The organism is Nonomuraea sp. NPDC049784, assembly GCF_040659615.1.
Classification (GTDB): domain Bacteria; phylum Actinomycetota; class Actinomycetes; order Streptosporangiales; family Streptosporangiaceae; genus Nonomuraea.
Map to the genome: position 1 here is coordinate 19,654 of NZ_JBFAMX010000047.1, position 16,161 is coordinate 35,814.

Annotated in this window: 18 protein-coding genes; 8 read left to right on the forward strand and 10 right to left on the reverse strand. The window is 68.8% G+C overall.

Annotated features, from left to right (window positions below; all coding sequences use genetic code 11):
• Positions 1 to 20: 20 nt before the first annotated feature.
• On the reverse strand, positions 21 to 596 hold the full coding sequence (soxR, locus tag AB0J09_RS13725; protein WP_360689653.1) for a redox-sensitive transcriptional activator SoxR: 576 nt from the start codon (positions 594 to 596) through the stop codon (positions 21 to 23).
• 9 nt (positions 597 to 605) lie between these two features.
• Entirely contained in the window at positions 606 to 1,037 is a 432-nt protein-coding gene (locus AB0J09_RS13730; protein WP_360689655.1) for an Lrp/AsnC family transcriptional regulator, read from the reverse strand.
• Between the two features lie 56 nt (positions 1,038 to 1,093).
• On the opposite strand from AB0J09_RS13730, the gene AB0J09_RS13735 reads away from it, so the two are divergent.
• On the forward strand, positions 1,094 to 2,008 hold the full coding sequence (locus AB0J09_RS13735; protein ID WP_360689657.1) for an SMP-30/gluconolactonase/LRE family protein: 915 nt from the start codon (positions 1,094 to 1,096) through the stop codon (positions 2,006 to 2,008).
• A gap of 2 nt (positions 2,009 to 2,010) precedes the next feature.
• Here the strand turns inward: AB0J09_RS13735 and AB0J09_RS13740 are convergent, their stop codons facing one another.
• On the reverse strand, positions 2,011 to 2,739 hold the full coding sequence (locus tag AB0J09_RS13740) for an ABC transporter permease (protein ID WP_360689659.1): 729 nt from the start codon (positions 2,737 to 2,739) through the stop codon (positions 2,011 to 2,013).
• Entirely contained in the window at positions 2,736 to 3,641 is a 906-nt protein-coding gene (locus AB0J09_RS13745) for an ABC transporter ATP-binding protein (RefSeq protein ID WP_360689661.1), read from the reverse strand. Before AB0J09_RS13745 ends, AB0J09_RS13740 begins: the two co-directional genes overlap by 4 nt.
• A gap of 109 nt (positions 3,642 to 3,750) precedes the next feature.
• On the opposite strand from AB0J09_RS13745, the gene AB0J09_RS13750 reads away from it, so the two are divergent.
• From AB0J09_RS13750 to dnaN, 3 genes are all read left to right on the forward strand, one after another.
• Positions 3,751 to 5,181 (forward strand): histidine kinase, encoded by a 1,431-nt coding sequence (locus AB0J09_RS13750; RefSeq protein WP_360689663.1) that lies wholly within the window; start codon positions 3,751 to 3,753, stop codon positions 5,179 to 5,181.
• Positions 5,181 to 5,834, forward strand: a complete 654-nt coding sequence (locus AB0J09_RS13755) for a response regulator transcription factor (protein WP_360689665.1) — start codon at positions 5,181 to 5,183, stop codon at positions 5,832 to 5,834. The genes AB0J09_RS13750 and AB0J09_RS13755 overlap by 1 nt, the downstream gene beginning before the upstream one ends.
• Positions 5,835 to 6,043: 209 nt before the next feature.
• Positions 6,044 to 7,141 carry a DNA polymerase III subunit beta gene (dnaN, locus tag AB0J09_RS13760; protein WP_360689667.1) on the forward strand — a complete coding sequence of 366 codons (1,098 nt, stop codon included), beginning with the start codon at positions 6,044 to 6,046 and terminating at the stop codon, positions 7,139 to 7,141.
• Between the two features lie 4 nt (positions 7,142 to 7,145).
• Here the strand turns inward: dnaN and AB0J09_RS13765 are convergent, their stop codons facing one another.
• Positions 7,146 to 7,607 (reverse strand): MarR family winged helix-turn-helix transcriptional regulator, encoded by a 462-nt coding sequence (locus AB0J09_RS13765; RefSeq protein ID WP_360689669.1) that lies wholly within the window; start codon positions 7,605 to 7,607, stop codon positions 7,146 to 7,148.
• Between the two features lie 64 nt (positions 7,608 to 7,671).
• Between AB0J09_RS13765 and AB0J09_RS13770 the strand changes: the two genes are divergently transcribed.
• The gene (locus AB0J09_RS13770) at positions 7,672 to 8,508 is read left to right on the forward strand and encodes an SDR family oxidoreductase (RefSeq protein ID WP_360689671.1); all 837 of its coding nucleotides are present in this window, start codon (positions 7,672 to 7,674) and stop codon (positions 8,506 to 8,508) included.
• A 32-nt stretch (positions 8,509 to 8,540) separates the two neighbouring features.
• On the opposite strand, the gene AB0J09_RS13775 is transcribed toward AB0J09_RS13770, so the two are convergent.
• The 3 genes from AB0J09_RS13775 to AB0J09_RS13785 all read right to left on the reverse strand — a co-directional run bounded on the left by AB0J09_RS13775 (position 8,541) and on the right by AB0J09_RS13785 (position 11,319).
• Positions 8,541 to 9,749: an MFS transporter gene (locus AB0J09_RS13775; protein ID WP_360689672.1), complete on the reverse strand. Its 1,209-nt coding sequence runs from the start codon at positions 9,747 to 9,749 to the stop codon at positions 8,541 to 8,543.
• Positions 9,719 to 10,624 (reverse strand): EamA family transporter, encoded by a 906-nt coding sequence (locus AB0J09_RS13780; RefSeq protein ID WP_360689674.1) that lies wholly within the window; start codon positions 10,622 to 10,624, stop codon positions 9,719 to 9,721. The genes AB0J09_RS13775 and AB0J09_RS13780 overlap by 31 nt, the downstream gene beginning before the upstream one ends.
• 308 nt (positions 10,625 to 10,932) lie before the next feature.
• Entirely contained in the window at positions 10,933 to 11,319 is a 387-nt protein-coding gene (locus AB0J09_RS13785; RefSeq protein ID WP_360689676.1) for a VOC family protein, read from the reverse strand.
• Positions 11,320 to 11,474: 155 nt separating this feature from the next.
• On the opposite strand from AB0J09_RS13785, the gene AB0J09_RS13790 reads away from it, so the two are divergent.
• A complete protein-coding gene (locus AB0J09_RS13790; RefSeq protein ID WP_360689677.1) occupies positions 11,475 to 12,371 on the forward strand; it encodes a LysR family transcriptional regulator in 897 nt (298 codons plus the stop codon).
• 280 nt (positions 12,372 to 12,651) lie between these two features.
• Here AB0J09_RS13790 and AB0J09_RS13795 read toward each other — a convergent pair whose 3' ends face one another.
• The gene (locus tag AB0J09_RS13795) at positions 12,652 to 13,494 is read right to left on the reverse strand and encodes an NAD(P)-dependent oxidoreductase (protein ID WP_360689679.1); all 843 of its coding nucleotides are present in this window, start codon (positions 13,492 to 13,494) and stop codon (positions 12,652 to 12,654) included.
• A gap of 526 nt (positions 13,495 to 14,020) precedes the next feature.
• Here AB0J09_RS13795 and AB0J09_RS13800 point away from each other — a divergent pair.
• A complete protein-coding gene (locus AB0J09_RS13800) occupies positions 14,021 to 14,221 on the forward strand; it encodes a hypothetical protein (protein ID WP_360689681.1) in 201 nt (66 codons plus the stop codon).
• A 259-nt stretch (positions 14,222 to 14,480) separates the two neighbouring features.
• On the opposite strand, the gene AB0J09_RS13805 is transcribed toward AB0J09_RS13800, so the two are convergent.
• Complete coding sequence (locus AB0J09_RS13805) at positions 14,481 to 14,960, reverse strand: MarR family winged helix-turn-helix transcriptional regulator (protein ID WP_360689683.1); 480 nt, start codon at positions 14,958 to 14,960, stop codon at positions 14,481 to 14,483.
• Between the two features lie 136 nt (positions 14,961 to 15,096).
• Here AB0J09_RS13805 and AB0J09_RS13810 point away from each other — a divergent pair.
• Positions 15,097 to 16,161, forward strand: a 1,065-nt coding sequence (locus AB0J09_RS13810; protein ID WP_360689685.1) for an MFS transporter, incomplete at its 3' end; no start/stop codon positions are given.

Consider the following 16,161-nt stretch of genomic DNA (forward strand, 5'->3'; position numbering starts at 1 on the left):
CTACAGGGGGTGTCCGGTCGCTAGGACGCGGCGGGCAGCGCGGCGTCCGGTGAGGGAGCGCAGCCGGTCTCGGGTGCGCAGCCGGCGGTCGTGGGCTCGCCGCCCGTCGCTGACGTGGCGCAGGAGGCCTGTGGCGGGCACAGCCGGACGTCGATGCGGCGCGCGCCCGGCCCCTCGTCGCCCAGCCGGTCGTGCGGGTTGGCCACCGGGCACCGGTCCAGCGACAGGCAGCCGCAGCCGATGCAGTCGGTCAGGTCGTCGCGCAGCCGCTGGAGCTGCTCGATCCGGTCGTCCAGCTCGCCGCGCCAGGCCGCCGACAGCCGGGCCCAGTCCTCGCGGTTGGGGGTGCGCTCGTCCGGCAGCTCGGACAGGGCGTCCCTGATGGTCTTGAGCGGGATGCCGATGCGCTGGGCCAGCCTGATGAACGCGATCCTGCGCAGGGTGTCGCGATGGTACCGGCGCTGGTTGCCCGCCGTACGACGGCTCTTGATGAGGCCCTTGGCCTCGTAGAAGTGCAGGGCGGACACGGCGACCCCGCTGCGCTCGGCGAGCTGGCCGACCGATAGCTCCTTTGTATTCCAGGCGACCTTCGTCATACCTAGAGATTACTTGAGAGTTCGCTCGAAGAACGTCTCCAGGACCACCACGGTCTGCGTCCCCGTGACACCGTCCACGCCGAACACCCGGCGCAACACGTCCTGCAGTTCTGCCGTCCCGGACGTACGGACCTTGAGCAGCACCGACGCGGGACCCGCGATCACGTGTGCCTCCTCGACCTCCGGGATCGCCGCCAGCCGGTCCGCGCTGTCGCCCATCCACGTGCTGCCGTCCACGAGCACGTACGCCGTGACCGTGCGCCCGAGCGCCGCCTGGTCCACCTCGATCGTCGTGCGCCTGATCACGCCGCGCTCGCGCAGCTTGCGCACCCGCTCGTGCGCGGCCCCGCTCGACAGCCCCACCGCCTTGCCGAGCACCGCGTACGACTGCGTCGCGTCCTCCAGCAGCAGGCCGATCAGCATCCTGTCGATATCATCCACGTCTAAATGGTATCTGGTGTTATACCCATCAAACAGTACGGCGTATGGTAAGCGGCATGACGGACACGATCCCCACTGAGTTCGAGGTGCTCGACGAGCGGTTCGCCGCGGTCGGCGGAGACGACAACATCGAACGGCTCCACAGCGGCACCCGCTGGGCGGAGGGCCCTGTTTACTTCCCCGCCGGCCGGTTCCTGGTCTGGAGCGACATCCCCAACGAGCGCATGCTGCGCTGGGACGAGATGACCGGCGCGGTCGGCCCGTTCCGCCAGCCGTCCGGCTACACCAACGGCAACACCCTCGACCGCGAGGGTCGTCTGATCTCCTGTGAGCACGGCAACCGCCGCGTCACCCGCACCGAGCATGACGGCTCGATCACGGTGATCGCCGACCGTTGGGAGGGCAAGCGGCTCAACAGCCCCAACGACGTCGTGGTCCGCTCCGACGGGTCGATCTGGTTCACCGACCCGCCGTACGGAATCATCAGCAATTACGAGGGTTGGGCCGCTGAGCAGGAGATCGACGGCTGCCACGTCTACCGCGTCGACCCGGTGACGGGCGAGGTCCGGATCGTGGCCGACGACTTCGTCCGTCCCAACGGCCTGGCGTTCTCGCTCGACGAGAGCCGGCTCTACATCGCCGACACGAGAATGAAGCACCTGCGCGTGTTCGACGTGCGCGAGGACGGCACACTGGCGGGCGGCAAGGTCTTCGCCGAAGGCACGGAACATGACAACTTCGACGGCCTCCGGCTCGACGCCACCGGCCGCGTCTGGGCCGCGGCAGGCAAGGCGGTGCTCTGCTACGACCCCGACGGGACGCTGATCGGCCGGTTGAAGCTGCCGGAGTTCACGTCCAACCTGGTGTTCGGCGGGCTCAAGCGCAACCGGATGTTCATCACGGCCTCGTCCTCGCTCTACTCCCTGATGACCAACGTCACCGGCGCGCGCCCGGTCTGGGCCGGACGCTAGCCTCACTCCCACCTGAACAGCCGCACGGCCAGGCCACCGAAGATCACCAGCCCGGCGGCCACCACCGCCAGGTGCGCGAGCTGCGGCGGGTGACCCGCCCAGGTGTCCCTGAGCGCCTGGGCGAACGGCCCCGCGACGGAGTAGTCGCTGACCGCCCGCAACGCGTCCGGCATGATGTCGCGCGGCACCCACATGCCCGCCAGGAACATCAACGGGAACATCACCGCCGACCCGATCCCCGGCGCGACCTTCGCGTTGGGCGCCAGCGCGGCGATCACCAGCCCGATGGACATCAACGCGGCGCTGCCGAGCAGGAAGACCAGGATGAACCCCACCCACTGCCGCGGCGCCGACGAGCCGAAGACCAGCGAGCCCGCCACGATCAGCACGGCCGTGGAGACCGCTCCGACCGCCAGATTGATCAGGAGCTGCACGCCCAGCAGCCGCCCCGGGTGCACGGGAGTGGTGGACATCCGCCTGAGCACCCCTTGCTCGCGGTACGCGGTCAGCACCGAGGGCACCACGCTGCAGGCCAGCGTCAGCAGTGCGAGCAGCGTCATCATGCTCGGCATCTGCGTGTCCACGAACCGCTCCCCGGACGCCTCGCGCTCGGTCATCGACGGGATGCTGAGGCCCAGCACGACCAGGAGCGCCACCGGCAACCCGATCGTGAAGATCAGGAACGGCCATTCGCGCAGGTGCAACTTGGCCTCCACGAGGAGCAGCTTCATGACAACTTCCTTCCGGTGAGCGCGAGGAACGCGTCGTCGAGCGTGGCCTGCTCGATCCGCAGGTCTCCTGGAACGATCTGGTGCTGGGCCAGGGCGAGGGTGACGGCCGGCGCGAGGTTGCCCGTGCCGCTCACCACGAGCTGGTCGCCGCTCCTGGTGACCTCGCGTACCTCGGGCAGGGCCAGCAGCACGCCGTCCTCGACGGGCGCCGACGGCCGGAACCTCAGCCGCTGCTCCCCGCCCACCTGCGCGATGAGCCCGGCGGGCGTGTCGGTGGCGACCACCTTGCCCGCGTCGATGAGCGCGATCCGGTCGCAGAGCCGCTCGGCCTCCTCCATGAAGTGGGTGACCAGCACGATCGTCACGCCCGAGTCGCGCACGTGCTCGACCAGCTCCCAGGTGTCCCTGCGGGCCTGCGGGTCGAGCCCGGTCGTCAGCTCGTCGAGCACCGCCACGCGCGGCCTGCCCACCAGGGCCAGCGCGACCGAGAGCCGCTGGCGCTGTCCGCCGGAGAGCTTCTTGAACGCCGTGTCGCGCTTGCCGGCGAGGCCGACCCGTTCGAGCAGCTCCGGCCAGTCCGCCGGGTCGGGGTAGAAGGAGGCGTACAGGTCCATGGCCTCCCACACCTTGATCTTCTCCGGCAGGGCGGCGCTCTGCAGTTGCATGCCCAGGACCTGGCGCAGCTCGCCCCTGTTCAGCTGCGGGTCCAGGCCGGCCACCCGTACCGTGCCGCCGTCCGGCACCCGGAGGCCGGCCAGGCATTCCACAGTGGTGGTCTTGCCCGCGCCGTTCGGGCCGAGGATGCCGAAGATCTCGCCCTCGGCGACCTCGAACGACACGTCGTCGACCGCCAGGTGGTTCGGGTACTGCTTGCGCAGGTTCCTGACTTCGATGACTTTCATGCCATCGACGCTAGGAACACGGGATTCATTGGAGAATCCGGCTGGATGTCGGGCAAGGGTGTACCTAGGTGCAATGGCTGGAGCGTGCTCGTTGCCGCAGACTGAGTGCATGCTGTTGCGAAGGTTCGGTCAGGTCGCGAGCCTGCTCGCGCTCCTCCTCGTCGAGGTGCCCGCGATCGCGCTGAGCATCGCCATGCTGCTGCTGTCGTTCGCGCTGGGGATGATCTTCCTGTTCCCTCCGCAGGCCATGATGGTCAGAAGGATCGCCGAGCTCAACCGGCGGCTGATGCGGAAGTGGGTCGACGTCGGCATCGAGCCGCCGTACCTGCCCGCGCCCCCGCCTCCGGTGCCTCAGGCCGACGGAATGTACCGCTCCGGCCGGACCCTCTACACGACGCCGCGTGTACCCGCCCGGAACTACCGGTGGAAGTGGCTGGCCAGCGACCCCGCGACCTGGCGCGACATGATGTGGCTTGTGCTCGACCCGGTGGTGAAGGCGGCGCTGGTGCCGGTGTTCGTCCTGCTCCCCGAGCGTGGCCTGCGCGTCTACGCCCTCTGGAGCGAGCTGCTGCTCGACGCGACCACCGCCAGCCGTCTGGCCGGCCAGGTGAGCCATCTCAGGCGGACACGTAACCTCGCCGCCGACTCACAGGCGGCCGAGATGCGCAGGATCGAGCGCGACCTGCACGACGGCACGCAGGCCAGACTGGTGGCGATCGGCATGACGCTGGGCGCGGTCGAGCAGCTCGTCGACGACGACCCCTCGGCGGCCAAGGCGCTGCTCGCCAAGGCCAGGGATGCCTCCTCCGAGACGCTGACCGAGCTGCGCCGGGTCATCCGCGGCATCCACCCGCCGGTGCTGGCCGAGCGCGGGCTGGCCGACGCCGTGCGCGCCCTGGCCATGGACAGCCCGATGCAGGTCACAGTGGATGTCGATCTGCCGCACCGGCCGGAGCCGCCGGTGGAGGTGGCAGTGTACTTCGCGGTCAGCGAGCTGCTGTCCAACTCCGCCCGGCACGGCGACGCGCGCTCGGCGACGGTGGACATCAGCTCCAACGGGTCCAACCTGCGCATCACTGTCACCGACGACGGCATGGGCGGCGCCGACCCGGCCAAGGGCAGCGGCCTGTCCGGCATCGAGCGGCGGCTGGCGGCTTTCGACGGGGTGCTCGCGCTGAACAGCCCGCCCGGCGGCCCCACCACCGTGACGATGGACCTGCCTCAGGTGCTGCCCCAGCACTGGGCGGGTAACCTCTCCAAGATGCCGCGCTGGAAGTCGGCCACGGTCTTCCTGCTCTGGGCCACGGGCTGGTGCCCAACGTTCCCACAGGGACTCGTCGCCGGCATCTTCAAGATCTTCGACGTCGACGAGAAGGCCTGGTTCCTCGCGCTGTACATGCCCGAGGTCTGGCAGTGGCCGGTCATCCTCGGCATGATCACATTGGGCGTTCTCATGTACGTCGTGGCCATGTGGCTACCCTCCACCCACAACCGCGAGCGCTGGTTCGAGCATGCCCAGCCGACCAAACCATGGTGCTGATGAAGAACCGCGTACTGATCGCTGAAGACCTCTACCTGCTCAGGGACGGCCTGGTGCACCTGCTCCAGGCCCACGGCTTCTCGGTCGTGGCCGCCGTGGAGAGCGGGCCCGAGCTGCTGAAGGGCCTGCTGGAGCTCCGCCCTGACGTCTCGATCGTGGATGTACGGCTGCCGCCCACGTTCACGGACGAGGGCCTGCAGGCCGCGCTCGCGGCCAGGGAGAAGGTGCCCGGGCTGCCGATCCTCGTGCTGTCCCAGCACGTCGAGCAGCTTTACGCGCGCGAGCTGCTGGCCGACGGCTCGGGCGCGATCGGCTACCTGCTCAAGGACCGGGTCTTCAACGCCGAGCAGTTCATCGACGCCGTACGCCGGGTCGCCGATGGCGGCACGGCCATGGACCCCGAGGTGATCGCCAAGCTGCTGGCCAGCAACGCCAGGCACGAGCCGCTGGCCGCGCTCACGCCGCGCGAGCGGGAGGTGCTCGAGGCCATGGCGGAAGGGCGCTCCAACACCGCCATCTGCCAGCGGCTCTACCTCAGCGAGAGCGCCGTGGCCAAGCACACGGCCTCCATCTTCGCCAAGCTGGGGCTCGCGCCGTCGGACGACGACAACCGCCGCGTGCTCGCCGTACTCGCCTATCTCAACAGCCGTTAGCCGTTCCGGCCGGTACGAGCCCGCGCCGCCGCCACGCCTCCGTTCACCTGCACGTCGGCGACCAGGGCCGGGATCCCTGGACGGAACGTCCGGCGAGCCCCCGCCGCGACGATCGGGCCTGGGGGTGGTCATCCGATGAGACTGCCCTGACTTGTCGGTCGCACCAGCTATTTTCATAGAGGCACGGCGCGACGAAGGGGTGGTAACAGGTGAAAATCCGGGTTAACCGCGATGTTCTAGCAGATGCGGTGGCGTGGGCCGCCCGAGTTCTGCCCGCCCGGCCCGTGGTGCCCGTCCTGTCCGGGCTGCTGCTGGAGGCCGGCGACGAGCTGACCCTGTCGGCGTTCGACTACGACGTCTCGGCCAGGGCGGCGGTCGACGCCGACGTGGCCGAGGAGGGCCGCGTGCTCATCCCGGGGCGGCTGCTGGCCGAGATCAGCAGGAGCCTGCCCGCCGACGACGTGGAGATCGTCACCGAGGGCCCCGAGGCGGTCCTGACCTGCGGCAGCGCGGAGTTCGGGCTGATCACGATGCCGGTCGAAGACTTCCCGACCATGCCCACCATGCCGCCGAGCATCGGCGCCATCGGCGGCGGCGTGTTCGCCTCAGCCGTCGGTCAGGTCGCGCCCGCCGCCAGCCGGGACGACACGCTGCCCATGCTCACCGGCATCAGGGTCGACATCGAGGGCGAGGCCGTGGCGATGGCGGCCACCGACCGCTACCGCATCGCGGCCCGCGACTTCACCTGGCGCCCTGCCAGCCCCGACCTCGCCGTCTCCGCCATGGTCCCGGCGCGGGTGCTGGTCGAGGTGGCCAAGTCGCTGCGCGGCGGCGAGGTGTCGATCGCGATGGGCGACGGGGTGGCCGGGTTCGAGAGCGTCGGGCGCAGCACGACGGTGCGGCTGCTCGACGAGCAGTTCATCGACTATGGTTCCCGGCTGACCTCCGACTGGTCGATCAGGGCCGACGTCGCGGTGGCGCCGTTCGTCAACGCGATCAAGCGGGTGGCCCTGGTCGCCGAGCGCAACACCGCGATCCGGCTGTCGTTCAGCCAGGGGCAGGTGCTCATCCAGGCGGGCGGCGGCGACATCGGGCGCGGCGCAGAAGTGGTCGACTGCGAGCTGCGGGGCGACGACATCGAGATCGCCTTCCAGTCGCAGTTCCTGCTCGATGGGCTGACCGGGATCGAGAGCGAGCTGGCTCGCATCAACATGGAGTCGCCCACCAGGCCCGCCCTGATCCAGGACGTGCCGGGCGACGCCGAGCCCGCCTTCCGCTACCTCGTCATGTCCCTGCGCCAGGCCTGAGCCGTCACGTCTGCCGGCCCGCACCCGCCTGGCGCTCGGCGACCAGCTTGAACACCCTCTTGAACTCCGCGTACGCCTGCTCGCCCAGGGCGGTGGCATGCTCCGCCTCCATGTCGGCGAGTATGGCGTCCGACTTGACCATGTGGTCGCGCCCCTTCTCGGTGGGCACGATCAGCTTGGCCCGCCTGTCGGCCGGGTCCGGCTGCCGTTCCACGTAGCCGAGCTCTACCAGCTCGTCCACCAGCGTGCCGATCACCTGCTTGTGCTGGCCCGACTGCGCGGCCAGGTCCGTGGCCCTGCTGCCCTCCTCGTCCAGGTACGCCATCACCGCCCCGTGCCGCGGCCTCAGCCCGGGATGCCCCTGCTGGGCCAGCGTCTCGAACAGCTCCCGTTGCAGGCCGAAAAGGGTCCTGCTCGACAGGATGCCGAGATCGGGCTCGTCCTGCTTGCGCCGGCTCCTGCGCACCGTCACACCCTCCCTTTAGTCACAAAGTTTGATTGTCACTAAATCTTACTATATCGTCGGCTGCATGAGCATCTTGATCACTGGTGCCAACGGCACCGTTTCCAGCGCTGTTCTTCGTTCCCTGGCCGGCGCCGCGGACGTGCGGGTCCTGGTGCGCGACGCGGCCAAGGCGCCGTCGGGGGTGGAGGTCGCGGTCGGCGACCTGGACGACCCCGCCACGCTCGACCGGGCTTTCGAGGGCGTGGACACGCTGTGGTTGCTGACCGCCATGGGCCCGCACGCGCCGCACGCCAGCATGAACGCCGTCTGGGCAGCGCGAAAGGCGGGGGTGAGCCACGTCGTGCGCATGTCGGCCATCGGCGCCGCCCATGACGCGCCGACCCGCAACGGCCGCCTGCACGCCCTGTCGGACGCCGAGCTCGCGGCCTCGGGCCTCGACTGGACCGTCATCCGCCCGGCCTTCTTCATGCAGAACCTTTTCGGCTCGGTCAACAGCGACACCTTGTACGGCGCGACGGGCGAGGGCCGACTCGGCATGATCGACGTACGCGACATCGGCGACTTCGCCGCCGCCGTCCTGCGCGATCCCGCACAGCACAAGGGCAGCACCTACACTCTCACGGGCCCGGCCAGCATCTCACTACAGGACGCCGCCACCGAACTCGGCGCGGTGTACGGAACGCCGATCACCTACCAGCCGGTCACCCCGGACGACGCTCACCGGTCGATGCTGGATGCGGGGTTGCCGGCGTGGATCGCCGCGGTCACCAAGGAATACCTCACGGCGTACGCGACGGGATGGGGCGACTACACGACCCCCGACTTCGAGAAGGTGATGGGCCGCCCCGCCCGGTCGTTCGCCGGCTTCGCCCGCGACCACGCGGCCCAGCTCCGCCCATGACAACACGTGGCTGGGGCCTTCGGAGGGCAGGCTTATTTACTGGTGACCAACTCGTCATCGGAGACGGTGCGTGAGGTCTTCCGGCCGGTGCTGAGCGTGAGGACCAGTGAAGCCGCTGTCAGCGCCACACCGAACCAGAAGGCACTCCTGACACCCAGATGATCGGCGAACAGTCCACCGAAAAGCGCTCCGAGCGCAATAGATGTGTTATATCCCAAGGTGTTGAGTGACATCGCGGCTTCAAAGGTGTCGGGCGCGGCAGCGAGCGTCATGTTGGTCTGGCACAGGTTCATGGCGCCGAAGGAAATTCCCCAGAGGACCACAGAGATAATCAGACCGGCCTGCCCGTGGCCGATCGTGAGCAGCAACAGCAAGGACGCCACGAGTCCCGTGCAGGCGACGATGAAGCTGGCCCTCGGATTCTTGTTCACCGTATATCCGGCGATGAAGTTTCCGGCCGCGCCTCCGATACCGTAAATTATCAGCAACCCAGTGATGTGGGCGGGCGCGTCGGAGGAATTACTCTCCGCGAAGGGCCGTATGAAGGTGTACGCCCCGAAATGGCCGAGCACGTACAATATGACGGCGAACATCACCGAACGCAGCCGCCTGTTCTTAAGCGGGAGCCGGAAGACCTCCCGGACCGAAACCGCGTTATCCGACGGCAGCGATGGAATCATGGCAGCGACCGCGAGGAACACGAGCGCGCTGAGGCCGCTCCAGATGAGAAACGTGGTCCGCCAGCTGGTGAGGCTTTCAAGGAATGTTCCCAGTGGCATGCCCACTACCGTGGCGATCGAGATGCCGGACAACGCGACCGCGGCCGCCTTGCTCGCGTGCCGTCCCGGCACAAGGCGCATCGCCATGCTCACGCCTATGGCCCAGAACACCCCGTTGGCGAATCCCATGATGAGCCGCGTTGTCAAGACCAGCGGAAAGCTCGGCGAGATCGCGGTGACGAGGTTTCCCAGGGCCAATATTCCCAGTAGCGCGGACAGCAGCACGCGCCGGTCGACGCGCCTGGTCCATGCCACGATGAACGGTACGCCCAGCCCGGCTGAGACGCCGTACAAAGTGACCATCAGCCCGGCGACACCCACTGATATACCCAGGCTTGAGCTCACCGGAGTAAGCAGCCCGACGGGCATCAGCTCAGTAGTGACGAAGACGAACAGACTCGCGGTGATGACAGAAACACCCAGCCATGATCTCAAGGCCGAATACCGGTGTTCATCGTGCATGGCAAATTTCTTCTCTCTGATTGTCGGGGTTGGGCGAGCAGCGTGGCACTGACAATCACCAGGATTCCGGCCAGCTGCAGAATCGACAGAGTCTGACGCAGAAACAGATATCCGAGGAGCGTTGCGACGATCGGACTGCCCAGGGCAAGGAAGGAGACCGCCAGTGCCGGCAACCTCTCTATCCCGCGGAACCAGATCGCATAACTGATGACAGCGCCCAGGGAGATGAGATAGCCGAACCCGATGATGTTCGTTCCACTGATGGTGGTCGGCAGGCCTTCGATGGACAGTGTGAAGGGCAACAACACGAGTCCGCCCGCGATGAGCTGCCAGCCGGTGAAGGGAAGCAGGCCCACTCCGTCTGGGCGTCCCCACAGTTTGGTCAGTGTGATGCCGGTGGCCATGGTGGCTGCTCCAGCCAGTGCCGCCGCCACACCGACGAAATCCAGTGCCGCTGTCCCCTTGAACACAAGCAGCACGACACCGCCTGCGCCGAGGACGCAGGCCGTCACGTGCGTGTACCGAATTCTGTCCCCGATGAGCAGCGCCGCCAGGACCAGTACAAACGTCGGCTGCACCGACGTGATCATTGCTGCTATGCCGCCCGGTAGGTGATAGGCCGCCACGAACAACAGGAAGTTGAACGCGCCGATGTTGAGCGTTCCGAGCACCAGGGCGCGCCACAGCCAGATCCCGGTCGGCAGCGTACGGGCGAAGGCCAGCAGAATCAGGCCCGCGGGAAGCGCCCGCACGGTAGCGGCCAGCAGCGGGCGGTCCGGCGGTAACCACTCGGTCGTAACCAGGTAGGTACTTCCCCAGATCGCCGGCGCCAGTGCCGTCACACCCGCGGTAAGGAGTCGCCGGCCGCTCTTCATGCAGCGCCGCCCTCGGGACCGAAGTCGCCGATGCCAGGCAACGTATATGCGTTCACGTTCAACCGTTCCTCGATATCGGCATGCTGATTTGGCCCCGCCGTTGATCGGGTGAATTGGGGGGCCGGGTGGAGCGGTCGCAATGCTGGTGGCGGCGGTGGGCGGGCTGTTGGCTGATCCATGCCGACCCGCGTCGGCATCCGGCCGCAGGTCGCCCCGCTCGACGGCGCAGCCGGGCGATCAGCGGCGCGAGGACCCCGCGGGACAGCCGGTCGTGCAGGGATCACGCGGCCGACCGACCCCGGCACGACTCACCGCTCGGCGTCCTGGGGATACCAGCGAAGCTCGACGGTGTTGCCGTCCGGGTCCTTCACGTACACCGACTGCGCTTCGCCACGAGCGCCGAACCGGCCAACCGGCCCCTCCAGCACGGTGAAGACACCGGAATCGATCACCTGCTGCCAGTCCACAGGATCCACGGCAAGGCAGATGTGGTCCACGTTGGACTCGCCACGCGGGCGGTCGACCAGGTCGATGATGGTGGACTCGTTGACCCGTACCGACGGGAAGGGCGCCTTACCCGCCCGCCACTCGGCAACCCGCTCCTCCTCAAGCCCAAGTGTTCCCGAGTAGAACTTCAGTGCCCGCTCAACGTCCCGCACGTTGAGCACCAGGTGATCAAAGGCTTTCACGCGCACCGGCAATCTCCGCGGCTCGGTGGCTTTGTGGTGCGCCGTAGGGCGCGGAGTGCCTGACACGAATGCGTTCGTCATGCCCTCTAGCCTCGGACATCGAGGATCAATGAGTCCAACGCATAGTTGTCATGTTAGTGATCGTGATTCACGATGGATTCGTGGAGCTACAGCAGATGCGCTATGTGGTCGCGGTGGCGGAGACGGCGAACTTCACCCGTGCCGCCGAGCGTTGCCGGGTCGTCCAGTCCGCGCTGAGCCACCAGATCGCCCGACTGGAACGAGAGCTGGGCGCCCGGCTCTTCGACCGCACCAGCCGCCGGGTCAGCCTGACCCCCGCCGGCGAAGCCTTCCTGCCCGCCGCCCGGCAGGCTCTCGACGCCGCCGAACGGGCTCGCGCCGAGGTGGCGGCGGCCTCCGGGGAACTTCGCGGCCAGCTCGCCATCGGCACCATTCCCACCGTCACGGCGGTCGACCTGCCGAGCACGCTGAAGAGCTTTCACGTGCGCCATCCGCAGGTGCGGATTACGCTGCGCGTGGGGGCGAGCGACGAGTTGGCCGCACAGGTACGGCAGGGCACCCTGGACATCGCCTTCCTCGGGCTGCCACCGAGCGTGCAGCCGAAGGGCGTCCAGGGACGCGCCCTGGCGCGGGGTGAGCTGGTCGCGGTGGTGGCGCCCGGCCACCCGCTGGCCGACGCGGCCGACGTGGATCTGCACCGGCTGTCGAACGAGGTGTTCGTCGACTTTCCCGCCGGTTCCGCTGCGCGCGCTCAGTCAGACGAGGCGTTCGCGGCTGCCGGTGTCAGCCGTGAGGTCGCCTTCGAGGTAACGAACGCGGACCTCGTGGCGCGGCTGGTCCGGCTGGGCCTGGGTATCGGCATGATGCCCGCCGCCTTCGTGCCCGAACTCCCCGGCGTGCACGTCGTCGAGCTCCGCGATCCACCCACCCGGGTGGAGCACCTGATCTGGAGCCGCCTGCGCCCCTCACCGGCCGCCGCCGCGTTCCTGAATGCCCTGGACATACCCGAGGACGATCGCTCGGCTCTTGAGGGGTAGAGTCCACGAGCCGATCAGCCCATCCGGCTCCCACTCAGTTTGTTATAGAGTCTCAGCCTTCGTGACACGGGCGGCCGGGTTGGTCGGTGCTGCGCGACGCCTGGGGCCGTTGGTAATGGGGGAAGTTGCACGTCGCAGGGGGTGCCGCCGGAGCAGGAGTCTTGGCGACGGGCTCGGCCATTTGCCCCAGCGGCTTCCCTGGCCGATGGCTCGCTGTTGCCGGGTGCGGCGCCGGGCCCCTGCAATTCGCCGACGTGCCCGGGGAGAAGCTCGGGTGAGGCTATGCCCCGGCGGCGTCGCCGAGCTCGCCGCGCCAGGAGTGGGCGGGCTCGAACCCGAGGACGGAGCGGGCCTTCTCGATCGACAGCAGGGTGCCGTACTCGTCCACGTCACGCAGCTCGACGCCGGGGAAGACCGCCTTCATCAGCTCGGCCGAGGGCCGGTTCATGATCGTGTCCGCCGCCGCGATGATGAAACTCTCCGCGCCGGTGACCGGCGCGTCCAGGGCGAGCCGGCAGGCCAGCGCCACGTCGCGGACGTCGATGTAGCCCCACAGGTTCCACCTGCGCGACTCCGGGTCCTCCCAGAACGACGGCACGCGCTCGTACTCGTGCGGCTCGAAGATGTTCGAAAAACGCAGCGCCACGAACGGGATCCCCGACCACTCCGAGACGTGCGCCGCGGTCGTCTCGCCGACCACCTTCGACAGGGCGTACGTCGAGGTGGGCACCGGATAGTGCGCCTCGTCCACGGGGGCGTACCTCGGCGGCACGTCGAACGGCAGCCCCAGCGTCGTCTCGCTCGACGCCCACACCACCCGCCGCAGCCCCTGCTGGGCGGCGGCGAGGAAGACGTTGGCGTTCATCGCGGTGTTGTCGGTGTACGTCACAGCGGGGGTGCGCAGCCCCGGAGCGGGGATGTTGGCCAGGTGGACCACGGCCTCCACGCCCTGCAGGACCTCGACGGTCTGGCCGTAGTCGGTGAGATCGGCCTGGAGCACCGGAACGGTCGTCCGGTGCGGCACCATGTCGGTGGCCACGACCTCGTGGCCGTGATCCAGAAGGTCGGCGACGACGGCCCGACCGGCCTTACCGGCTGCGCCCGTTACACATATCTTGGTCATGCCCCCAGCCTTCCACCCTGGAGTGGACTCCAGGCCAGCGCGGGTCGCGCGAGGCGCCAAGCATCGACAAGGCCCGGTGCGAACGTGCCTACAACGGCAGTGGCGCCGCTGAGGACGCACGTACGTCGCCCCTTCTCGCAGCGACGCCTGGGACCGCGTCGGCCGCGACCGCCACCCCGACTGCGAGGCCGTGGCGCGGCCCGTTGGAGATCGTCGGGTGGCGGCCCATCCGTAGCTATGGGAGTTCCGGCCTTCCCGGACTCCACGGACAGGTCTACGCGTGCGCGTGCGAGCCGCCGGCAGGGCCACTTTGTGCATGCTCGTACACCGCTTGCGCGCCTGCACGCGTAAGGAGGCATCGTGCACGGATGCACATGCACGTTGCGGGAGTTTCGGGAGCCCGACCGCGCGCACGTGGGCAGGAGCCGGTGGGCGCGACAGCGCCGTACAGGTTCACTCGGCGGCGGGCCGATGGATCTGGCACGGTGGCCGGCACCAACGCCCGGACGAAAGCGACCCATCTCCCATGACACCGACGTCCCCGACGCCTCCGCTGGCCGGCCGCGTGGCCGAACCCGCCGAGCTGGTTGAGCTGCTGGCCCGGTTCGGCATGATGATGCAGATCGACGAGAGCCAGGCCGACTCGCGCGAGCTCCTTGTGGCCAGCCTGGCCCACGTCCTGGTCGGCTGCGCTGAGGCGCACGCCCAGGTGCTAACCCGGGTTTAGCCGAGATACGCGCCCCAGCGCGGCGGCGTACTCGCTCAGGACGGTGTCGTAGGCGGGCGGGAGCCGAGACGGCGCTTCGCAATCTCGGAAGCGGATCCGGGCTCCTGGGGCAACCCAGATTGCGCAATCTCGGCAGTCGCTCCTGGGAGTGCCACGGGATCGTCCAGCGCGGACGAGAACGCTTGCTGGTTGGGAGTCGGCGGTAGCAATGGATTGGACCGCGGGCCCCACACCCTGCGAATGGGCCACTGGCATGGGGTCAGCGAGGGCCGCCGGCGCCGGCCTGCAGGAGTTTGGCGAGGATCGCGCTCAACTGGCCGCGCTCGCCAGGGGTGAGGGCCTGGAAGGTGTCCTCGAGGAAGGCCGGGATCGAGGCCTGGGCCGCAGCGAGGCGTTGTCGGCCTGAGTCGGTGATGGTGACGGCGTAGGAGCGGCGGTCGTGGGGGTTGCGCTCCCTGCGGACGTGGCCCGCCTGCTCCAGGTCGTCACAGACGCCGACCATCACGCTGCGGTCGATCCGGAGTTCCTCGCTGAGCGTCTGCTGAGAGCAGGGGCCGACGGCGTCGAGCATTTGGAGCACGAGGTGTTGCCCAACTCCGAGCCCTTCCCCGGCGGCGTGCACGTCGGCGGCGCGGGCGACGGCGGCCGAGGCCCGGCACAGCGCGATGTCCAGCCGCTCGGCGGCGAGCCGGGGAAAGTAGGCCGCCCCACGGTCCGTCGTTCTGGTCGTTGTCGCCATCACTCTCCCTCTTGCGTCCAGCCGCCAGCCTACCGCAGATCCATCTCCGAACATACTGTTTGACAGCAGATGATTTGCAGGCATACGGTCCGAACCGTCTGTCCGCCAATTGTTTGCATGCAGATGGAGAGCGATCGTGACCCGAACCGATGGCCGCCAACAGGTGGCCCTGGTGGTGTTGTGCGCCGCGGTGTTCCTGGACTCGATGGACCTGTCGTTGATGGGCGTGGCCCTGCCCGCCATCGGACGTGATCTGTCGCTGCCGGAGAGCACTCTGCAGTGGCTGATGTCCGGTTACGCGGTTGCCTACGGCGGCTTCCTGCTGCTCGGCGGCCGCATCGCCGACCTGTTCGGCCGGCGCCGGGTGTTCCTGCTGGCGCTGGCGGTGTTCGTGGCGGCGAGCCTGGCCGGCGGGCTCCTGTCCGCGGGATGGCCGCTGGTGGCCACCCGGGTGATCAAGGGGGTGGCGGCCGCGCTCACCGCTCCGGCGGCGCTGTCGCTCATCACCACCACCTTCGCCGAGGGGCCGCAGCGCAACCGGGCGCTGGGGGTCTACTCACTGGCCGGGGCGACCGGCTACACCGCCGGGCTGATCGCCTCCGGCCTGCTGACCGAGATCAGCTGGCGGCTGGTGTTCTTCCTGCCGGTCCCGATCGCCCTGCTCGTCCTGGCCGCAGCGCCGCTGGTGCTGCCGCGTGGCCCTCAGCCGCCGGGGGCGCGCGAAGGCTTCGACGCCGCCGGCGCGGTCGCCGTCACCGGCGGCGTGCTGCTGCTCGTGTTCGCGCTGACGGAGCGGAGCTGGCCGGCCGGTGTCGTGGCCGTGCTGCTGATGGGCGCCTTCGTCGTCATCGAACGCCGGCGGTCCGCGCCGCTCGTACCGTTGGAGGTGTTCAGGTCCGGCACGGTGGGCGCCGCCAATCTCGCGGCGCTGGCCTGGGCGTGCGCGACGATCGGCTGGCAGTTCGTCGCCGTCCTGTACCTGCAGCAGGTGCTCGGCTACACCGCGCTGGCCACCGGGCTCGGGATCGTCCCGATGGGCCTGGCCATCGTCATCACCGCCAACCTGGCCGGCAGGCTGATCAGCCGGTGGGGCCTGGGCCGGGTGGCCGCCGCCGGAATGCTGGTCCAAGGCGCGGGCATCCTGCTGTTCCTGCGGGCCGGGGCCACCGGCGACTACCTCACAGTGCTGCTGCCCGCGCTG